This window comes from Clostridioides sp. ES-S-0054-01, from assembly GCA_021561035.1.
GTDB lineage: Bacteria > Bacillota > Clostridia > Peptostreptococcales > Peptostreptococcaceae > Clostridioides.
Genome location: CP067346.1, coordinates 2,230,376 through 2,252,400 on the forward strand (window position 1 = coordinate 2,230,376; position 22,025 = coordinate 2,252,400).

General features: G+C 27.2%; 20 protein-coding genes and 1 other annotated feature. All 20 genes read right to left on the reverse strand.

Annotated elements, in window-relative coordinates; all coding sequences use genetic code 11:
* Window positions 1-8: 8 nt before the first annotated feature.
* On the reverse strand, window positions 9-1,268 hold the full coding sequence (locus JJC02_10645) for an extracellular solute-binding protein (protein UDN53363.1): 1,260 nt from the start codon (window positions 1,266-1,268) through the stop codon (window positions 9-11).
* 353 nt (window positions 1,269-1,621) lie between these two features.
* On the reverse strand, window positions 1,622-2,491 hold the full coding sequence (locus JJC02_10650; GenBank protein UDN53364.1) for a radical SAM protein: 870 nt from the start codon (window positions 2,489-2,491) through the stop codon (window positions 1,622-1,624).
* A gap of 96 nt (window positions 2,492-2,587) precedes the next feature.
* Window positions 2,588-3,445, reverse strand: coding sequence for an alpha/beta hydrolase (locus tag JJC02_10655; GenBank protein ID UDN53365.1), 858 nt, complete (start codon window positions 3,443-3,445; stop codon window positions 2,588-2,590).
* 214 nt (window positions 3,446-3,659) lie between these two features.
* Window positions 3,660-5,678 carry an FUSC family protein gene (locus JJC02_10660; protein UDN53366.1) on the reverse strand — a complete coding sequence of 673 codons (2,019 nt, stop codon included), beginning with the start codon at window positions 5,676-5,678 and terminating at the stop codon, window positions 3,660-3,662.
* A 273-nt stretch (window positions 5,679-5,951) separates the two neighbouring features.
* Window positions 5,952-6,728 carry a formate/nitrite transporter family protein gene (locus JJC02_10665; protein UDN53367.1) on the reverse strand — a complete coding sequence of 259 codons (777 nt, stop codon included), beginning with the start codon at window positions 6,726-6,728 and terminating at the stop codon, window positions 5,952-5,954.
* A gap of 57 nt (window positions 6,729-6,785) precedes the next feature.
* The gene (gene asrC / locus JJC02_10670) at window positions 6,786-7,757 is read right to left on the reverse strand and encodes a sulfite reductase subunit C (protein ID UDN53368.1); all 972 of its coding nucleotides are present in this window, start codon (window positions 7,755-7,757) and stop codon (window positions 6,786-6,788) included.
* Between the two features lie 12 nt (window positions 7,758-7,769).
* Entirely contained in the window at window positions 7,770-8,561 is a 792-nt protein-coding gene (gene asrB, locus JJC02_10675) for an anaerobic sulfite reductase subunit AsrB (protein ID UDN53369.1), read from the reverse strand.
* A complete protein-coding gene (gene asrA / locus JJC02_10680; GenBank protein UDN53370.1) occupies window positions 8,562-9,569 on the reverse strand; it encodes an anaerobic sulfite reductase subunit AsrA in 1,008 nt (335 codons plus the stop codon).
* A gap of 393 nt (window positions 9,570-9,962) precedes the next feature.
* On the reverse strand, window positions 9,963-10,652 hold the full coding sequence (locus JJC02_10685) for a Crp/Fnr family transcriptional regulator (GenBank protein UDN53371.1): 690 nt from the start codon (window positions 10,650-10,652) through the stop codon (window positions 9,963-9,965).
* 62 nt (window positions 10,653-10,714) lie between these two features.
* Window positions 10,715-11,563: a MurR/RpiR family transcriptional regulator gene (locus JJC02_10690; protein ID UDN53372.1), complete on the reverse strand. Its 849-nt coding sequence runs from the start codon at window positions 11,561-11,563 to the stop codon at window positions 10,715-10,717.
* 18 nt (window positions 11,564-11,581) lie between these two features.
* Entirely contained in the window at window positions 11,582-12,469 is an 888-nt protein-coding gene (locus JJC02_10695) for an ROK family protein (GenBank protein UDN53373.1), read from the reverse strand.
* 57 nt (window positions 12,470-12,526) lie between these two features.
* The gene (locus JJC02_10700; protein UDN53374.1) at window positions 12,527-13,330 is read right to left on the reverse strand and encodes a hypothetical protein; all 804 of its coding nucleotides are present in this window, start codon (window positions 13,328-13,330) and stop codon (window positions 12,527-12,529) included.
* A 160-nt stretch (window positions 13,331-13,490) separates the two neighbouring features.
* Complete coding sequence (locus JJC02_10705; protein ID UDN53375.1) at window positions 13,491-13,943, reverse strand: YhcH/YjgK/YiaL family protein; 453 nt, start codon at window positions 13,941-13,943, stop codon at window positions 13,491-13,493.
* Between the two features lie 134 nt (window positions 13,944-14,077).
* Window positions 14,078-15,580, reverse strand: a complete 1,503-nt coding sequence (locus JJC02_10710; GenBank protein UDN53376.1) for a sodium:solute symporter — start codon at window positions 15,578-15,580, stop codon at window positions 14,078-14,080.
* A 32-nt stretch (window positions 15,581-15,612) separates the two neighbouring features.
* On the reverse strand, window positions 15,613-16,479 hold the full coding sequence (locus tag JJC02_10715) for an N-acetylneuraminate lyase (GenBank protein ID UDN56415.1): 867 nt from the start codon (window positions 16,477-16,479) through the stop codon (window positions 15,613-15,615).
* 84 nt (window positions 16,480-16,563) lie between these two features.
* On the reverse strand, window positions 16,564-17,235 hold the full coding sequence (locus JJC02_10720; protein UDN53377.1) for an N-acetylmannosamine-6-phosphate 2-epimerase: 672 nt from the start codon (window positions 17,233-17,235) through the stop codon (window positions 16,564-16,566).
* Between the two features lie 275 nt (window positions 17,236-17,510).
* A complete protein-coding gene (locus JJC02_10725; protein ID UDN53378.1) occupies window positions 17,511-17,999 on the reverse strand; it encodes a zinc ribbon domain-containing protein in 489 nt (162 codons plus the stop codon).
* Window positions 18,000-18,020: 21 nt separating this feature from the next.
* Window positions 18,021-19,385, reverse strand: coding sequence for a zinc ribbon domain-containing protein (locus JJC02_10730; protein ID UDN53379.1), 1,365 nt, complete (start codon window positions 19,383-19,385; stop codon window positions 18,021-18,023).
* Window positions 19,386-19,639: 254 nt separating this feature from the next.
* On the reverse strand, window positions 19,640-21,037 hold the full coding sequence (gene asnS / locus JJC02_10735) for an asparagine--tRNA ligase (protein UDN53380.1): 1,398 nt from the start codon (window positions 21,035-21,037) through the stop codon (window positions 19,640-19,642).
* Between the two features lie 75 nt (window positions 21,038-21,112).
* Window positions 21,113-21,346: a binding site (T-box leader), on the reverse strand.
* A 215-nt stretch (window positions 21,347-21,561) separates the two neighbouring features.
* Complete coding sequence (locus JJC02_10740; GenBank protein ID UDN53381.1) at window positions 21,562-21,756, reverse strand: DUF3787 domain-containing protein; 195 nt, start codon at window positions 21,754-21,756, stop codon at window positions 21,562-21,564.
* Window positions 21,757-22,025: the final 269 nt, after the last annotated feature.

A 22,025-nucleotide genomic window follows, 5' to 3' on the forward strand; every position in this document is an offset into this window, starting at 1 on the left:
TCTCCCGACTATTTAGAGTCCTTTATAATATTTAATGCAGATTCAATGTCCTCACCTTTCATCAGTTTTTGTACTCCTTCACGAGTTAATGACCAAATTGGATATTGAATACGCGAATCTGTACCTAAAATAGCATCTTTATCATTAATATATAGACTGAGTGGTTTAATTGTTTTATCATCAGCAATTCTTAACTCTTTTAATGGGCTAAAAGAAGATTGACTATTTACAAATTTCCACATGATATTATCCTGTGTAATATATTCAATAAACTTTTTTGCTTCTTCTACATGTTTTCCCTTAGCATTAACACATAACCTTGTATCTATATTCGTGACAAGCATAGACCCCTCTTTTAAGATTGGATATGAATGAACTTCAAAGTTTAAATTTGGTGCATCATTTTGAACTCGTACCGAAGCCCAGGCCCCTGTCAACATAAAAGGATTTTCTCCTTTTTCAAATTGAATTAAGTCATCTTTCGTTTTTTCTGTTTTCAATGTTTTTGTTGCATCAATAAACTTGTTTTTAATTATTTTCTCTACAAATTCGTATCCAGTTTTCATATAATCGGATAAAACTTCAGGGTTCTTATTAATATGTTTAATAAGTTCATGACTATTATCTGCTTGATAGAGTGGGTATAAAGACTTTCCTATAGCTATTGTTTTCAAAGAAATGTCATTGTTAGCTATAATTGGTGTTATTCCTTTGTCAACAAAATATTGACATACTTCCATAAATTCTTTTTCATTTTGAGGTACTTTTTGATGATGTTTATTTAAGATATCCATATTACAATAAAGTCCAAAAGCAGATATTGTAGAAGGAACATAATAAATCTTTCCATTGTCTTCTTTCATTTGCTCTAAAGATTTTTTACTAAAATTATTAATAGTAGACAACTTAGATAAATCTTCAAAGTATCCTTTATCTTTTAACTTTTGCAAATGCTCTTCATCTATCATAAAAATATCATCATGATTATTTGAATTTAATCTTTTTTCTAAAACATTATAATACTCTACTCCTTTAACACTCTCATAATTAATCTTAACATTTGGATGTTTTGCCATATAATCCTGCAAAATCTCCTCAATCGCTACAACATTAATCGCTTCATTTTTAAATCCAAAAACTCTTAAATCAATAATGTCATCATCATTATTGTCAATCACTATATTAGTTGCTTTATTATTTTGACAGCCAACACACATTATTAACAGAGAAAGAATAATTACACTCTTAACTATAGTATTTAATTTCATTTCACCACATCCTCATAATTATAACAATCCCAAAATATTCTGTTTTTATTTTATCATTTGCTTATTTAGAAATCAACTTTTTTAACTCCTAAAGTGAACAAGACAAGTAATTTGAAAGTGATAAAATGAAATCAAATTCTACTTATATATTTCCTATCTTTTTTGAAGACTAGGTACTATATCTCAACCACATAACAGATGCTTGAGATAATAAAGGAAATATTACAATTGGAAATGATGTATGGATAGGCTAGATAACATTGCAAAATAAAAATAGAGTAACTTTATGAAGTCACTCTATTTTTATTTTGCAATATTTTATTTATATGTTTATATACTGATAAGATTAAAATTTACAATCTTCTATATTCTTCTCTTTTTAGTTTTAGACTACTTAAATAATAATCAATTTCGTCAATTAGACGTTGTTTATCGTTGGGTAATGTCCCCTTTAAATTTACATAATTTGAGGCATGATTGCTTCTAAATACAACTTTTTCATTAGCATCTATATTTTTTATCATCTCTTTAATCTCTTGCAACACGGCTTTATCTTCCAATACGGTAAACTTTCCTTCTTTAAGTAAATCGTAAAGTTCAGTATTAGGTTCTACCATTAAACTAAGTACACCTACATAATCTGGCGAAATTGCTCCTAGCATTTTTCCTGTATCAATTGCATGCTGATGTGTTTTTTTAGTTCCTCCAAGACCTGCTATTACAGTGGCTGATAATTTAATACCACTTTTTTTAACTTTTCTACCAACTTTTATTAATTGTTCACTATTAAATCCTTTTTTAATATCTTCTAATACTTCATTACTTCCACTTTCAAGCCCTAGATAAATCATCTTAACACCAAGTTTTCTTAACTCTTTAAGCTCATCATCAGATTTTTTCTCTATAGATTTAGGAGAACCATACATAGTAATTCTTTCACACTCTGGAAAAATTTCTTTTATATATAAAATGATGTCTCTTAATTTCTCCATCGGTATTATAAGTGCATCTCCATCTGCTAAGAATATTCTTTCTACATGTTTATAATGTCTTCTAAATATATCAATTTCATTTTTTATTACTTCTAGTGGTTTTATTTTAAATTTTTTAGATTTGTACATACTACAAAATGTACATTTGTTGTGAGAACATCCAAGTGTTACTTGTATTATAAGACTATAAGCCTCACTTGGTGGTCTATAAAGTGGCATATCATATTCCATATTAAAATCCCCCTTGTAATCAAATCTTCATTCTATTATATTATTAACACTTACTTAAAATAATACCTCATAAAATTATATTCTTTAAATCTTAGTTTAAGATATATTCTTTAAAAATTTAATAATACTATTGACAGTAATGTTAAGTTGTTTTTCTTGACTTATAATAGCATCATTATCTCCCTTTTGTTTTCCATAATCTCCAAATTGCGCATGATTTCCTCCTTCAATCTCAACATAAGTTGTATCATTAGGAAGTTTTTGTTTTGATTCCACAAGACTTTTAAAATTTACTACACCATCTTTACTCCCCCAGATAGATATAACTTTTTTTCCTAACTGTTTCAGCTCATCCCCCATTGGATAAGAAGCTAAAAATACAACTCCATCAATTAATTTATTATCACGTGCAAAATTTGATGCTGCAACTCCTCCTAATGAATGCCCTCCTATTACCCAATGTTCTATATTGTTGTAAGAATCCATAACTTTCTGCGCTTTATTAGTTCCAAGTATAGCTAAATTAAGTGGCATCTTTACGATTACAACCTCATATCCACTTTCTGCTATTTTTCTGGCAAGTGGTGCATAAGATTCTATTTCTACCTTAGCACCCGGATAGAAAATTAAACCTTTAGAAACTTTTCTTCCTTTTGGTGTAAATGAAATATTTTCATTTGCAGTTACTTCAATCTTACTATCACTGACTAGAGCTTCTTTTGCTAGCTTTTGAGGTTCATATGTTTTGTTTATCCATATGAAAAAAACAAGCAAAATCAATACAAATAGTATACCTATTCCCTTAAATATCTTATTCTTTATGTTAAATTCTCTATTATTATTTTTATCATCTTTGTTTTCAACCTCATCATAAAGTAAAGGTCTCTCAAGTTCCATAGTTATACTAAATGTATCATATTTCTTATCACGCTTTACCTTTACATCTTTACTCATAAATCTAACCCCCATAATATTTGAATACTATTATAGTTTATCCTAAGTAAATTGTTTTTTCAACCAATGAAAAAAATCAATATTTTAACTATTTTCATATAAAATTCATAAATCTATGTTTTTTGTTTTTTATATATTATTTTCTTTTAATATTTTATAAAATAAATAGCCATATACTTTATTTTAAATATATGGCTATTCTATAGTTTAATATCTAGGCAGCTTCTTCTATTGAAACTCTAGCTATATTACTTATTCTATACATTTCTTTGACACCATTTAAAGTTTGTAGTAAGTTTAGACATATTATCTTATCACCTAGACTTTTAGTATTTACAATACTCTCTAAAATTACTATTCTTCCCTCATCATACTTATCTGCACTGTAATTTGAAATATAATTAGTATCTCTCAATATTTTTTCAACATCTTCATCTTTTATTTTATTTTTCTTAACATTTATATATAGATTATACATATTACTTATTAGTAGTTTCTGATTTTCTAAGAAATCTTCTTGATGTTTATCTTTATATATGGCATTTATCAGCATAAGTCTATCTTCAATAAGTGATGGTACCAATAATAAATTCTTTATATAGTAAACATCAGCTATATTTTCTATAGAATTATTGACTTCATCAATTATATTTTTAACTATTCCTTTATACATGTCTATAACATGTTGATAACCTGTTTTAGCATCATATGGTAATATAAACTTATTTACTATTAATGCAATAATTGCTCCCAATGCTACGTATGAAATTCTGTTTATTGTTAAAACATTTGGGTCTCCCATAACTACTGCTGAACCAAGAGCTGAAACAGTTACGCATACTATTAACTTCCTATAGTCAACTACATAAGAGTTTATATATCCTGCTAAAAGAACTATTAACGACCTTAATGTACTATCTTTTATTATTGAAAATAATACAATAAATATTATAGCTCCTATAAATGTACCTTCTATTCTTTTTCTAGACCTTTGTATACAATTTTCTGCATAAGGTTGTGTCAATGAAAACACAGTTAACATTATCCACCTTCCATCTCTTAAATGGAAATAATCCATAATAAAACCAGCTATAGCTGTAGCTAAAGCAATCTTTACTGCATAAGTAAATCTTATAGAATTTAAATTAAAGTTTTTCTTATATATTGATAGTCTTTTAAATTCACGAGGTACCTTTGATTTTCTTTCAGCTCTCTTTTCATCTCTTGATTTTACTTTTTTATAATCTACTAAAAACTCATATAAATTTTCCAACACACTATAAATTTCTTTTAAATTTATATTTTTAGTATCTTGAGCAATAACATAGTCTCTAAATCCCAATATTTCTTTATCAGTTATTGTATCTTTATTTTCTAAACACATCTTAATATAATTTACTTCTTTGGTTGCTACAGCTAGAACATCTGATTTACTATTTATGTTACTTTCTTCTAATATATTTTTTATATCTTCATCCTCAAATTCCTTACTATCCTTTTTATATCTTTCCAGGATTAAATTTATTCTTTCTAATGAAAATAAAATATTTATTATATCTATGCCTTTAATACTGATATAAAAGTCATCTTTTCTATTATCAAAAATAACCATTTTTAAATTTTTCGATATAGAATTTATTCTATAATTACAGCTATCTATTTTTCGCATATTAGATTTACTTATAGAATTATCATCATTGATAATGTTTTTTAAAAGACTAATTTTTTCTAATAATTCATCACATATAGATATTAGCTCTTTATCTCCAACCTTTCTCATTCTATTTCTATTCATAACAAACTGAGCAATCATTATTACAACTGCTCCAATAGCTAAAGCTGATAATCTCATAGGAAGTTCACTTATTCCTACAGGTATGCTTACCATAAATATATACATTAGACCAAAAGGTACATATACTGCTCTTTTTAATTCATAACTAAATACATATCCTATTATAAATAATGCTATAAAATTTAATAAAACTCCTAAATACATATTTTGTACTGCAAAAAATGATAGTACTCCCAAAATTATATTTATTGCTAAATACTTTAGTAAATTTTTAATTGGAGAAATAGTTAAATCTCTTTCTAATAGTGTTAACATAGCCGTTACTATACCTACACCTATAAGTGTGTTTTTACTTCCAAATAGGTATATAAATATAGAAATAAATGCTATTATAAAAATAAACAATTTTGTTTTTGATATTACTAGTTTTTTTGTCATCATATCCCCCCTAAAAATTTCAACAAGACCAATTTTATCATATTTATTGTCTTATTCAAAATGACCTTTTTTACGGTAGGACTTTAACTTTTATTTATACTTTCCATTATATAGTTCTTATTTTAACATATTTTATTATATATATTAGTTATATAACTTCGTATGCTCCCATATGTTTTTTCTTTCAAATATTTTTTCAAAAAATAAAAATAACTCTCTCAACAATACTAAAACTGTATTTATTAAGAGAGTTATATAATTTATACAATAAATTTAGTTAAGTTTTTCTTTGCCTAATATATAAGTTCCAAGTCCCATAAATAAAGCTCCTCCAACAATATTTCCAAGTGTCACAGCTACTAAATTATAAATAGCTCCTCCAATAGTAACTGTAGTTATTGCTGGTGAAAATAATGAAACACTATAAATTGTCATATTTGCTACACTATGCTCAAAACCTGATGTTATAAAAGCAAATAAACATAAGAATATCATAATTATTTTTGCAGTATCACTATTAGTTCTAAACGAACACAATACTGATACACATACTAGAATATTACATAAAATCCCTCTAAAGAAAAGAGCTGTAAATGGCATGGATGCTTTACTAGCTGCTGTATTGGCAAAAAATTCAGCTATAGGTCCTTTGTCTACTAGACCAGTTCCTACAAATATAAGCCCTAAAATCAAAGCTCCGATTAAATTTCCTACCCAACTGTATATCCATATCTTAGAAGTATCTTTTATACTTACACCTTTATTTAACATACCAGCAGACATAACCATATTATTTCCAGTAAATAATTCTGTTCCTGTCATTATAACTAAACTAAGTGCTATTGCAAATGATAATCCCATTACTATCTTAGTCATAGGTGAACCTGCATCAGTCAAAAGTCCTCCAATAGTAAATATCAAAAGTATACCTATACCTACATAAAGTCCTGCAAACGCAGAAGATACTAAATATTTTACTTTACTCGTGTTTAATAAATTTATTTTATTTATAGCTGCATTAGTTAATTTATCCAAAGTCTCTTTATGCATAATTCCCTCTTCCTTCTATTAAATTTTTAATTTATTTAAATATACGTTTTACTCAATTTATAGATATTTAACTCCACTCCAATATATGTTTTCATGCATTTTAGTTGTTTCTGGAAGTTCAACACCCTCAAGTGCCCATTTTTTAAATTCCATAAATCCTGTTCTATCAATTATATATCCTATATGTTCTTTTCCTCCTGGTGCATCTTTATCTATATACTTTTCTACATATTTGTAAGTATTAAGTATTATCTTTATTATACTATTCTCATCTACCCATAAAAGAAAATCTTCTGCTAGTCTAGGATTTTTCTTTCCTGTTCTACCCATTATAGCTAATCTATAGTATTTTTTCTCATCTCTAGTCCATGCATTTGTTGGGCAATTTAGCACACACTCTCCACAGCCTATACACTTATCTCCATCTCTTACAACTTTATTATTTTCTGTTTTTAATGCCCCAACAGATATTTTAGAACACTTTTTTACACATGCCCCACAATTTACACATCTATCTTTTTCATATATTGGTAAAGCCATGCCAATAATTCCAAAGTCATTCATTCTAGCTTTTATACAATCATTTGGACATCCAGTTAAAGCTACTTTAAAATGCAAATCATTTGGAAATATAGCTTTTTCTATTCTTTTAGCAAATTCAGTTGTATTATATTGAGCTTTTGGACAGACTTTATTTCCTATACACGCTGCTATATTTCTTGTACCTGCTGCTGGATAACCTGCATTTTTCTCACTTTGATTTATATTCATTTTTTCAATAACAGGTTGTATAATTTTATTTATTTCTTCTATATTTTCCATGTCTATTCCTAATATTTCAAAGCCCTGTCTTGTGGTTATGTGTATCTGGCCATTACCATATTCACTTGCAATTTTGGAAACTATAGTTAAACTCTCAGGGTCAATAAGCCCACCAGGCACTCTAACTCTTAAAGAAGTCTCATATTTTGTTTTTGTAATCCTGTAAGCATTTTTCATTACTTTTTTGGTATTTAAATCTCTTATCACAAACTTCGCCCCCTAATCAATAAGATTTTTAGCATATGAATAATCAAATACTGGTCCATCTAAACATATATAAGTATCATCCATCTTACAGTGTCCACATTTACCTATTCCGCAACACATCTTTCTTTCATAAGAAACCCAAATATTCTTTTCATCTAAATCTCTTTTTAAAAATTCTCCTACTGTAAATTTCATCATCATTGGAGGTCCAACTACAACTATAGAAGTATTATTTATATCTTTTATGTCCAATTCTGGTATGTATTTTGTTACTAATCCTACATTTCCACTATATCCTTCATCTGCTCCGTCTACAGTAACTAAAATATCAAGTTTTTCACTCCATCTCTTTAAATCATCTGCAAATAAAACATCTTTTGGTGATTTAAATCCGACTATTAGCTTAAACTTTTCGCATTTTTCTTCATTATTGTAAAAATATTCAACTATTCCTCTTACAGGAGCCAATGCACTTCCTCCTGCTACTACTACAATTTCTCTTCCTTCGTAAAGAGATACATCAAATCCATTTCCATAAGGACCTCTTATAAAAAAAGAATCTCCTTCTTTATAATTAAACAACTCACTAGTTACTTTTCCTACATTTCTTATTGTAAAGTCAACATAATCTTCTCCATATCCTGATACTGATATTGGGCTTTCACCATATTTAGGTATAGATATCTCATAGAACTTTCCAGGTAATACCCCTTTTGTATCGCAGTTCACTCTAAAAGTCCATTCTTTATCAGTATGTTTAACTATATCTAGTATTTTTGCACTTACTGGTATATATGAGTTCATTTATATTTCCTCCTTACTAGTTACTAAATCATTTATTTTTTCTATACACTTTGAAAATGATATGTATTGTGGACAGGCATCATCACATCTCCCACAACCAACACACATATGATATCCGAATCTTTTTTTAAAATCATGTATTTTATGCATAGTTTTAAATCTCATTCTTTCACCTTGTTTTTTTCTAAAAGAATTCCCACCTGCTATATCTGTATATCCATCTACTTGACAAGAAGCCCAAACTCTTCTTCTCTCACCTACATTTTCATTTTCCTTATAGAAAATATCCTGCATTGTAAAACATGAACATGTTGGACATACAAAATTACATCTACCACATCCGATACATCTTGTATCATATTCATCCCATATTGAATTTCCTATCATCTCATTTGAATCAATATTTTCTGGTACATCTACAGATATTAAATTATCAGTTACATAATTAACATTAAATTCAGTTACTTCCCCATTAAATACTTCAAATTCACTATCTTTTATATCTAAATATAAAGTCTCTCCTTCTATATTTAGTCCAATTGAATAATTATCAGTTTTATTAGAAGCCATACTTACACAAAAACAGTTTCTAAAACTTTCCCTACATCCTACAAGTGCAAATTTTACTTTATCCCTAATATTTTTATAAAAATAATCTTTTTCTTCGCCATTATTTAAATATATTTCATCAAGTCTTTTTATCCCATTTATGTCACAAGCTCTTAAGAAAATTAAAATTTTTTTATTGTCTAAATCGCTTTCCTTAAACTCTTTTTCAGTAAAATAAAATAATACTTGATTTATTGGGAGTACAACTTCTTTTGGTGAAAAATTTGCTTTCTTGGCAAACTCCATTTCTTCGAAAGAGTTTACCTCCTTGTATCTTATAATATCAGTATCTGAAAAAGTACCTTTAAATGGTATTAAAACTGGTGCGAATATCTTGTAGTCTTTTTTTAGATAATTCAGACCTTCATTGAATTTAGATGAATCTAACTTTAATTTCATTTTTATCACCTTTCTTATATTTTAGTTTTACTTACTTGTTATCTTGTTTAAATCTTAACACTTTATTTTCTATACTTCTGTGATAATTATCACAGTTTTAAAAATAATAAAAAAATATTAATAAAGTTTAATAAATTCTATTAATATTTTTTATTATTTATATTATTCTATTGTAAATCTAATCACTTAAATACAATTATTAAATACAATAAACCCATCATTTACTTAATTTTTTGAATAAATAATAAAGAACCTTATTTGCTTTTTTATATGATTTAATAAAGTTAAGACAAAGATTAGTAAATTAAATAATAAAAAAGAATCTATAAATAGATTCTTTTAATAATATTTTTATTTAATTAAAATTCTAATAATACCCTTACTTAAGCATAATTAATTATTTTTAAAGTATCTTGATAACTCAATTTCTTTAACATAAAAACCTTTATTGTCAATCTTAATAAGTTCTTCTTTTTGCAATACTTTTATCATTCTGGAAACAGTCTCTCTTTTACAACCAAGCATATCAGCTAAATATGTAACTGTAATATTTACATTTAGTAAAGTCCATTCTCCACAACAAATCCCAAATTCTTTACTTAATCTATATAATTTTGCTGCAAGTTTTTTATCTACTTTTATAGATATAGAATTTTTTAACTGCCTATATAAACGTCTTATTCTTCTTTCCATATAAGAAATAATATCTTTTGTAAGTTGAAAATCACTTTGCATAATTTCTAAGAATTCTTCAATACTGTAATAAGCTATAATTGAGTTTTCAAATGCCTCACATCCAACAGTAGAATTTTTAGAAGAGTCAAAGGTAATATCATTTATGATTTCACCAGTATTTAAAATGAAAATTACCTTTCTCTCACCATTTTCACTTATCTTAAAAATAGATACCTTTCCTTCTAAAAGTATATAAACACTGTCTAAGCTATCTTTTTCATAAAATAAAATTTCTTTCTTTTGTAATCTTTTTAGTTTAGCTTTTTCCTTAAGTTGATTCTTCGTTTTAGTACATAAATTATTAAAAATCATTAATTTATCAATATTATAATCTTTTAATTTAGACATATAATATCTCTCCATTCCTAAATTTTTAAGAAAGCTCTATAAAACATTACAAATTTCTTATTTTATTCATTTTTAAACAATTTTATAGCATTTGTAGTCTTAATTTTTCTTTCAATAGCTTTATTAGAAAGTTCTTTTACTACCTGTGTATATACTAAATCAATAATGAAAAATTGTGCTAATTTAGAAGATACTGAACCAGTCTCTAGTACAGTTTCTCCTGATACATAAGATAAGTGTACATCTGAAATATCCTTTAACTCAGAATTTTTATTTTCAGTAATCGATATAATTTTAGCATTATTAGCTCTTGCAAGTTTTACAGTTTTTATAATTTCCGCAGTTTCACCAGAATGTGAAATTGCCACTATTAAATCTCCCTCTTCCATTATGGAAGACATCATTATCATCGTATGACTACTATCAAAACTTACACAATTAAGTCCTATTCTCATAAATTTATAGTTTGAATCCTGTGCTATTATACCAGAATATCCAATACCTATAAAGTAAACTTTCTTTGCATTTATTATAAGCCTTGCACAATCATGAACATCAGCACTATTAATTATCTCTACAGTATTCTCTAAAGTGGTTATATTTGAGCTTAAAAGTTTCTTTGCTGTATCCAAAGCTGGCTCATCATTTTGTATGTTTTTGTTTATAATGTTCTTTTTATTGATGGTTGATATCTCTTGCGCTAAAGTAACTTTAAAATCCTGCAATCCATTAAAATTCATTTTTTTTACAAATCTAGTTATAGTTGCTTCACCAATATTGCTCTCTTTAGCTATTTGTGATATTGGCTTATAAAATACATCTTCTATATTTTCTTTTATATAAGCTATCAATAATTTATCTGATTTTGTGACTTTAAAAGTTGGTGATTCCAATTGTTCTAAAATACTCATTAAAAACCCTTCTATTCTTTATATTTTGTTCAAAAAATTATATAATGCTCCAAGCATTCCTGCATCATTTTGTCTCTTTGCAAATTCTACATTAGTATTTTTGTAAATTCTGTCTATAAGAACCTCCTTTAATGCTTTGTCTATTTTTGGTTTGAGGAACTTTTCTTGTGCCATAATTCCACCACCTAAAATTACTACTTCTGGATTTATTACATAACATATATTTGCAATTCCAACTGCTAATGATTTTATCATATTATCGAGTTCTTTTAAACAATCTTCATCATTATTCTTTGCCAAATCAAAAATTATTTTTCCATTTAAATCATTTTCATTTAAATTCTTTATTTTTGCTACTTTTTTAATTAAACTACTAGTAGACGCTAATTCTTGAAAAGAACTTCCATTTATATTCATATACCCTACTTCGCCAGCACTATTACTAAACCCATTTATCAGTTTATTATTTATTATAACACATCCACCAATTCCAGTACCTATTGTTAAACATATAGAAGATGTTGCACTTTTACCTGCTCCAAGCCACATTTCACCAAGTCCAGCACAATTAACATCATTTTCAACTTCACATTTTATATTAAACTCTTTTTCCACCTCTTTTTTTAACTCCATACCCTTATAGTTTGGAATTAACTCTTCTAATGCAAATATTATCTTACCTTCAACTGGGTCAACCATACCTGCAGTTGATATACATATACCACTTATTTCATTTTCTTTTATATATTTTTTTACTATCTGTTTTATTTTAGATAATATTCCTTCTCCACCTTTTTCTTTTGCTTCAGTATCTAGACTTGATTTATCAATTATTAATCCATCTTCTCTAATAAATCCATATTTTATTGAAGTACCTCCAACATCTATACAAACGTAATTTTTCATAATATATCTCCATACAAATTATTTTTATAAATTGATAACACCACTTAAATTCTTATATTACACAAATTTTTTATTTATCTTTTCCAATTCACATATATATTTTCTAGCTTCTGATAAATCTATTGTATCATTTAATAGTTTTTTTTCCTTAGTTGTATGATATTTATAAATATTTTTACATAAGTCTTTTCCTAATATATTAAGACCTTCTTGAGTATAATGAACATCATCAATAGTTAACCCTTTATCATGAAATTGCATAGCAATTTTGCTTCCTACACACAATACATCACATTCATTACAAGCAGACTCCTGTGCTGCTGCAATTCGTCTTGTTCTAATAAAATATTCATCTTCTCCAAGCCAATAACCAGTTAGACTTACAAACATTTTGTCAATCATACACTCTTCTTTAAGTCTATACGCAATTTTTTTTAGACTTTCTTTATAGTACAAGGCATCACTGCCATATTTTGCATCACTTTCACCTTGAATCCAAATGACATATTTATTTTCTATATTATAATGTTTACTTAAGGTACTACATCCTGCATTAAATTTTTCTATAGCATCATTTAGAAACCAGTTATTATCATGATTCCAATTTTTTATTCTTGAACCATCTTTTGCATTGTGAATAAAACAAACTTTATTACCAGTAAGCTTATTCCATTCATTTGAAAATGCAGGTGCTATAGTACCATCACCTTCTGAAGTCTCTAGCTCACATCTCATATTTATAATTTCATCAGTACTCAAATATTCAAAACAATTTTCATTTGGAATGATGCTCTCTTTTGGATTTCCCAATCCTCTAGCATTACTTTGTCCTATTAATAAGAATACATCTATATTTTCCATAAGTTAACTCCTTTACAAAATTTTAAGCTTTTAACTATTTTCAATTTATCTTATAAAAAACTAGGGCTGAAAATAGTAATCTAACTAAAATTTACGAAATCTCACTAATCGCTGAAAGTTAAATCACTATTTTCAGCCCTAGTGGTTATATAAATTCTCATTATCTAACCAAAACCTTAAAAATAGCTTTTTTAATATTTTCTTTTTCTAAAACTTTTATCGCTGTCATATGAGCATCTTCTGGATAACAAACTAAAAAATCACCTTTTCTAAGTTCAACATATCCATTGTTTTTACCATCAAGAGGTAAAAAATCTCCCTCTTCTTCATATATTTTTTGTTCTAAATTTTCTATAAAATTTATGTCTATTCGTTCACACCCGTCAAGCATCAAATGAACATCTATATACTTCTTATGAGCTTCCCAGAATCTTTCTTCTTTTTCACAAGTTTTATACTCTACAATATTTACAAAAATATCATCACTATCTATTGTATAAGTACCTTTTTCATAATCTATCAATGAATTCTCTTTAGCATATTTAAAACATCTAAGTAAATCTTCATGTAATGTTGAATATGTCTTACTATGATTTATATTTCCAAATATCATAAACACTATCTCCCTATATAATTATAAAGTCTATTTTTATATTTTTATATATAAAGTCTATTATACAGTCTTATAGAGTAACTAAATTATTTATATAATCACTCTATAAGACAATTTATCATTTAAATCTTATATTATTTTTCATAATAAACAGTAGTCTCAGCTTTTGGTAAAGATTCTTTTGCTTTAACCTTAGCTTCTATTGCACTAAATATTGTACCTACCACTACAGAAGTAGTTATTGTTATTAAAGAATACGCCCAAGAAGTTACTTCTGGCATACGGTATTTTAGGTAAACAACTAAAATTGCTGAGACTATGAATCCAACATATGCTCCCAACTTAGTTGCTTTTTTACAAAATGCACCAAGCACAAATATTCCTGCTAAAACACCTAAAACTAGACCCATAAAACTATTGAACCATTCATATGCCGATTTTATTTCTCCATTTGCTAGGACTATTGCAACAACTATAGAAAGTATACCTACACCTAATGATATATATTGTGCTATCTTAGTTTGTTTTTCCATACTTATATCTTTTGTTATGATAGTTTGTATATCTAAAGTCCAACTTGTAGCAACTGAGTTAAGCCCTGTCGACAAAGTTGATTGAGAAGCTGCATATATCGCTGCAAGTAATATTCCTGTTATACCTACTGGTAATTCGTAAGCTATATATGATGCAAATACTTGGTCTTGTTGAACTGTTTGAGCTAAATCTGGGTTTTGAGTATAGTATATAAATAAACAAGTTCCTATTAGGTAAAATACTGTTGCAAGCCCCATTGATAAAACACCATTTCCATATGTCATTTTGTTAAGTTGCTTTATGTCAGTTGTCGTAGTAAACCTTTGAACTATATCTTGGCTTGATACATATGATGAAAAAGTATTAAGGCCAGCCCCAATAAATATTATAAAGGCACTTGTAGATAGTATATTTTTATCAAACATAACTTCATTAGTAGCTAAGAACTTGTGTCCAGTTGTAAGAGTATCCATTACCGTTCCAAAACCACCATTTATACTTGCTATTAAATAGAATAATGTACCTGTAACACCTACTATTAGTACCATACCTTGTATAAAGTCGGTCCACAAAACAGCTTTTAATCCACCTGTATATGAATAAATTATTGCTATTACACCCATAACTACTATCAATACATTTACAGGTATTCCTGTAAGGCCAGCTAGAACCACTGATGGAAGATACATTATGATAGACATACGTCCTATTTGATATATTATAAACATTAAAGCTCCAAGTACTCTAAGACCTTTGCTTTCATATCTCATTTCTAAATACTCATAAGCTGTATCTATTTCTAACCTACTATACAGAGGTAAGAAAAATTTTATTGTTAAAGGTATAGCTATAAACATACCTAACTGTGCAAACCATAAAATCCAAGTTCCACCATAAGAATTACCTGCTAATGATAAAAACGATATTGGACTTAATAATGTGGCAAATATTGATACTGATGTAACCCACCATGGAATAGTTCCATCACCTTTAAAGAACTCTTTTCCCTTCATCTCTTTTTTTGAAAATAACAATCCTGCAAATAAAACTGCCAATAAGTAAACTACCAGTATTGCAAAATCTATCCAAGTAAATCCTACCATTTGATTAATCCTCCCATACTAAAAGCACTTTATTAAAAATACTTTCTGTATATTTCTTTTGCTCTTGATTTCATTTCATCAGTTGCTTCTTTCATAGGTTGTCTACAGTATCCAGCTTCGACACCTTGTTCTTCAAGTAGTAATTTAATTGTTTGATATAAACCATTTCCTAATATATCTGTTATTAAATCATTAGTCACATGTTGTACTTCAAGTGCTTCTGATATTTTTTCATTTTTAGTTAATTCAAATATTTGTCTAGCTCTGATACCGTTTACATTAAATGTAGAACCAATTGCTCCGTCTACACCTAAAACTGTAGCTGGTAGCATCATTTCATCAAATCCTGCAAATATTAATTTATTTGGGAATGTTTTTCTCATTCTTTCTAATAAATAGAAATCTGCTGCTGTAAACTTAACACCTATTATTTTTTCATTTTCAAATAATTCACCAAACTGGTCTAAACTCATGTCAACACCAGTTAAAAATGGTATAGAGTATATTATTAATCTATTATCTACAGAATTTATTATTGTGTTGTAATAGTGTTTTATTTCTTCAAAATCAAATTTATAGTAAAAAGGTGTAACAGCACTTATAGCATCATATCCTAAATCAGTTGTAAATTTAGCAAGTTCTACTGCTTCTTTTAAATTAACTGAACCAACTTGAGCTATTAATTTTATTTCTTCTTTCACTTCATCCTTAGCTATTTCAAAGATTCTTTTCTTCTCATCAGTTGAAAGCATGAAGTTTTCTCCTGTACTACCTCCTACATAAAGACCATCTACTTTACAAATATCTATATTATGTCTAATTATTTGTCTTAACCCTTTTTCATTTATATTTCCTTCCTTATCAAATGAAACTAATAATGCTGAATAAATTCCCTTCATATCTGTTGTTCTCATATCTTTACCTCCAATTTTAATTTTCAAGTATAGTTAAATATAATAAATTTTTAATTTATAAATTAAATTTTAATTACTTTCAATTGCTTTAACAAATTTTTCTGTTATTAATTGTGGTCTTGTTATTGCTGAACCTACAACTGATGAATGAACTCCCAGTTCAAAAACCTTTTTTAAATCTTGAGGAGTGTTTACCTTTCCTTCTGCTATTACAGGTATTTCTAAATCTTTAACTAATCTTTCCATTAATACAAAGTCTGGACCTTCTAATGTTTTCGTATATGGAGTATACCCAGATAGTGTAGTTGAAACGCAATCTACACCGTATTCTTGTGCTTTAATAGCTTCATCATAATTTGAAATATCTGCCATTACTAGAACACCATTTTCTTTTATATACTTTATAATTTCTTTTAAATCTTCATTATTTGGTCTAACTCTATTAGTAGCATCTAAAGCTATCATTTCACATCCTGTTGTCAAAAGCTCATCAACTTCTTTTTTAGTTGGTGTTATATATATATCTGAATCTTCATAATTTATCTTTATAATACCTATAACAGGAAGTCCGGTAACTTTTTTTATCTCAATAATATCTTCAACTCCTTGAGCTCTAATTCCAACAGCTCCACCTTCCATAGCAGCCTTAGCCATTCTACCCATTATAAAAGGGCTATGAAGAGGTTCATTTTCTAAAGCTTGGCATGATACTATTAATCTTCCCTTTACCTTATCTAGCATTTTTTCAATTACCTCATTTCTGAAATTTATTTTCTTGATTTATGTATTAATAATAACATGAAAACTTTTTCTTTGCAATATTTTTTCATATTTTTTTCTTATTTCTATTTTTTTACCAGTTTATTCCAGATATAAGCTCATTTTTTATATACAAAAGAAATTTTATTTCATTTTTTCGGTATTTATTTTCATTTCATATAGATGCTTTTATAAATACTATATATCGATAATTTCAATAAAAAAACCCATGTACACAATACATAGGTTTTCCAACATTATTCTAAATCCATTATAATTTTTCTGCCACAACATGGACAAAATTCAGACTCTGAATCTATTTCGCTTTCACAATATCCACAAACTATAAAATCATCATATTCATTATCTAACTCAAACTTTTTACCACATTCAGCACAATATTTATCATTTATACCTCCAACATAACCACATTCACAGATTACATTACTCTCTGCAGTTTCTATTTCATTAATTTCCATATTTTTTTCATAGATTATCTTATCAAGTTCTAATAATTCATCACATAACTTATCAAAACTCTCATCATCAATAGAATCTTCTCTAATTTTTTGATATGTTAATATTCCCATTTCCAAGAATATCTTAGCTTTCTTTTCTTGAATATCATCAATCTCTCTATTTAACTTGGATTTCTCTTTATATAATTCAACTTTAAATTTTCCATTACCAAAGCTTTTCTTAACTTTAGAAAATTTATCATCTACTGTATTATTATTATTTTCCATAGAAGTTCCCTCCAATCATATTTAATCAGCTGAGTTCAGCTTATATCCTAATAAAGATATCACAAAACTATATACAAATGAAATTATAATAGTTTGAAATACTTTAAATTGCATTATTAAAGTTGTTCCATAACTGGTTGTATTAAAAAAATTAATATTACTATCAAGTATAAAGGTGCTAAACAAAGCCAACATCCCCATTAAAAATGCATAATACACACTAAACACTATTACAGGCTTGACATTATCTGTACTATACTTAAATCTTAATTTATATCCATTTAATAATAGTATTAACACAGACAAAGCTCCCATTGCATAAAACATTAATTTAGTATCTCCAAATAAAGATGATGAACCTAAACTAAATATTGACACTGTTGAATTTATTATAGTCACTGAAATTCCATTTGCAAAAGCCCACATATAACTGGCTATTTGTGGTAGTATAGTAAATAAATTCGCTCCATTTGAGTAACTACTCATATCTAATTCATTTAAGTAACTACTATCAGATATAGTCAGTACAAATAGTATTGCTAATACTAAAACATATCCTAATATAAATATTTTTATAGAATTTGAAAAAAGAGACATGTACATATTTTCCTTTTCATAACTTTTTTTATAAGTAGTTATGTATGTACATATAAATCCTAATACAAATCCATTTAAAAGAACACTAAAAAATTCATAACTATATTCTAATGCATATCCATATTCTAACATACTATGTGAACTAGTTTTTACATTAGTAAAAATAGATAAAATAGCTAAAACTAATCCATAAAGAATTCCAACTCCAAGAGAATTTGCTAATACAGTTTTTGAATCTATGCATCTTTTTCTCATAAAAACTAAGTTTGATATTATTAATCCTAAAATAGGAATTATAAGTAATATCAATAACCCTATATTAGCATTTATAAACCCAGAGCCCATCATGGTAGACATAGATACACTAATTTGACCTAAGTTAAGAGCTAGGATTATATGTGCTGGATTTATCAAATAACTAATATCATTAAATTGAATAGTTATAATAGCTTTAAATATCAGTGCAATAATAAATAATATAAATATAGTTGTAAATGTTGTTAAAAATATTCCTCTTGTATTTGCATGATATGAAAGCTCTTTTATTTTAGATTTCAAGTCTAGTTTTGTTTCAAGTGGTCTTAATGATGCTATTTCATAAAGCTCATTTCCACAAAATTTACAGTAATTATCCTTTGTATTATTTTCTTTATTGCAACTAGAACAGATTTTTTCTTCTTTATTTTTAAGAGTTAAGTGACTATTTTTTATTTTTCTAGTTGGTTCACCTGTCGTTTTGGAATAATTATTATGTGAATAATTCATATTATTTATTTTTTTTTCACTCATTTTTGCCCTCCAAGTTTTACTATTGTAAATTATCAAGTATAACTATATCATATAAAACTTAATTATACCTTAATTGGATATATTTATCTATTTTATTTGTTTATTGTTTGTGTTGCATTTTACTAAAAAATTATACAATATCGCAAAATAAAAGTAATCAAATTATATATTTATAAGTACAATAAAAATAACTTGCATATATCTAAACTAGATAATATACAAGTTATTTTTTATGGTTGTATTATATATAATTATTAAAACTCAGCATTTTTAGGAGTTCTTGGGAAAGGTATAACGTCTCTTATGTTAGACATACCTGTCATATACATAATTATTCTTTCAAATCCAAGACCAAATCCAGAGTGAGTAGCAGTACCAAATTTTCTAAGTTCTAAGTACCACCAATAATCTTCTTCTCTTAATCCCATTTCATGAATTCTATCTAACAACACATCTTCTCTTTCTTCTCTTTGAGAACCTCCTACGATTTCTCCAACTCCAGGAACTAATAAATCCATTGCTCTAACAGTTTTTCCATCTTCATTCATTCTCATGTAGAAAGCTTTTATATCTTTTGGATAATCTGTAACAAAAACTGGACAATTATATATTTGCTCTGTTATATATCTTTCATGCTCAGTTTGAAGGTCACATCCCCACTCAACAGGATACTCAAATTCATGACCTGATTCAATCAATAACTCCACTGCTTTAGTATATGTTATTCTAATAAATTCAGAATTTACTATCTTGTTTAATCTTTCTAATAATCCTTTATCTATAAAACTATTAAAGAATTCCATTTCTTCAGGAGCATTTTCTAAAACATAGCTTATAACATATTTTATCATATCTTCTGCAAGTTCCATGTTATCTTCAAGGTCTGCAAAAACTATCTCTGGCTCTATCATCCAGAATTCTGAAGCATGTCTTCCCGTATAAGAATTTTCTGCTCTAAATGTAGGTCCAAAAGTATAAACATTTCTAAAAGAAAGTGCCATTATTTCAGCATTTAATTGACCACTAACCGTTAAATTAGCTTCTTTTCCAAAAAAATCTTGAGTATAGTCTATTTTGCCATCTTCTGTTTTTGGAATATCATTTAAATCCATAGTTGTTATTCTAAACATTTCTCCTGCACCTTCACAGTCACTACCTGTGATGATTGGAGAATGTGCATATACAAAGTTTCTTTCTTGGAAAAACTTGTGTATTGCATATGCAGCTATTGATCTTACTCTAAATACAGCTGAAAAAGTATTACTTCTTGGTCTTAAATGTGCTATTGTTCTTAAATATTCAAGTGTATGTCTCTTCTTTTGTAGTGGATATGAACTATCTGATTCTCCTTCCACAACTATACTTTTTGCATGTATTTCTACTGGTTGCTTAGCTCCTTCTGTAGATACCAATTCTCCCTCTACAAGTATAGATGAGCTTATTGGTAATTTTCCTACCTCTTTAAAATTTTCTACTTTCTCATCAAATACTATCTGCATATTTTTAAAGAAACTTCCATCATTTAACTCTATAAATCCAAAGTTCTTAGATACTCTAGATGTCCTTATCCATCCAGCTACTTTTACAGTTTTCCCTATGTACTGCTCTTTATCTCTGTACAATTCTTTTACTGTTATAAATTCCTTTTGCATTTTAAATCCTCCTAGTATAATTGTATTATTTTCTTCTAAGTATAATTTCAATAAAAAAAGCCCTTCATCCCTATATAAAGGGACGAAAGACTATTACTTTCGCGGTACCACCCTAGTTGTCATAATGACCTCTTAGTTAAGCAATGCTTAAAGCCTATAACGGTGCCTTCCGTCTAATTCTACTTACTAAATAAGCTTTCGATTAGAAACTCCAAGATGTTCTTCAACATAAACCTCGTATTGAGCTTTCACCATCCTCAACTCGCTAAAACTACATTTTATATCTACTCTTCTCTTCACAGTATTTATCTTCTATTATTTCCGCTAATTAACAAAATTATACCAATTTATAAATTTTTAGTCAATAAGTTTATATAATTGATATTGATTGCCATTTATAATATGAGTATTTATAAAAAAGTAGAGTAGTATCATGTTTATCAAATTAGATTCAATTATTTAAAACAACACTACTCTACATAATCACAATAAATACTCATCTTCGTTACTGAATTTTTAAAATTTTATAACTTACTTCCATTATCAACCCAATCTTTTGCTTCTTCAACACCCTTAAGTGAAGGTACTGAAACTTTACTATGAGGTTTTAATTTTTCAACATCAGCCCATGCTGCTGTTGACTCATTTCCAACTAAAAGTGGACTTCTAAGTCTTTTATTATCTCTACCTTTTAATGCTCTTGCTTTTTTATTTTCCAAAACTATCACCTCTATTATTTATTTTGTAATAGTTTTAACAATTTTTCAAATTAAATTCATAAGTCAAAGTTATAATGATTTTTTAATAAATAATATATGTTTTTAAAACTTAATTTATATCTATTTGTATACAAAATGTTTATCTCATATACAAATAATATAGAACTGTATTTTTAATTTTCGTATTGATTTCTAATGCCATTTTTTGACTATATAGATTTTATAATGAAATCAAACTATTTATAAAGTATAATTTTATATTATTTTTT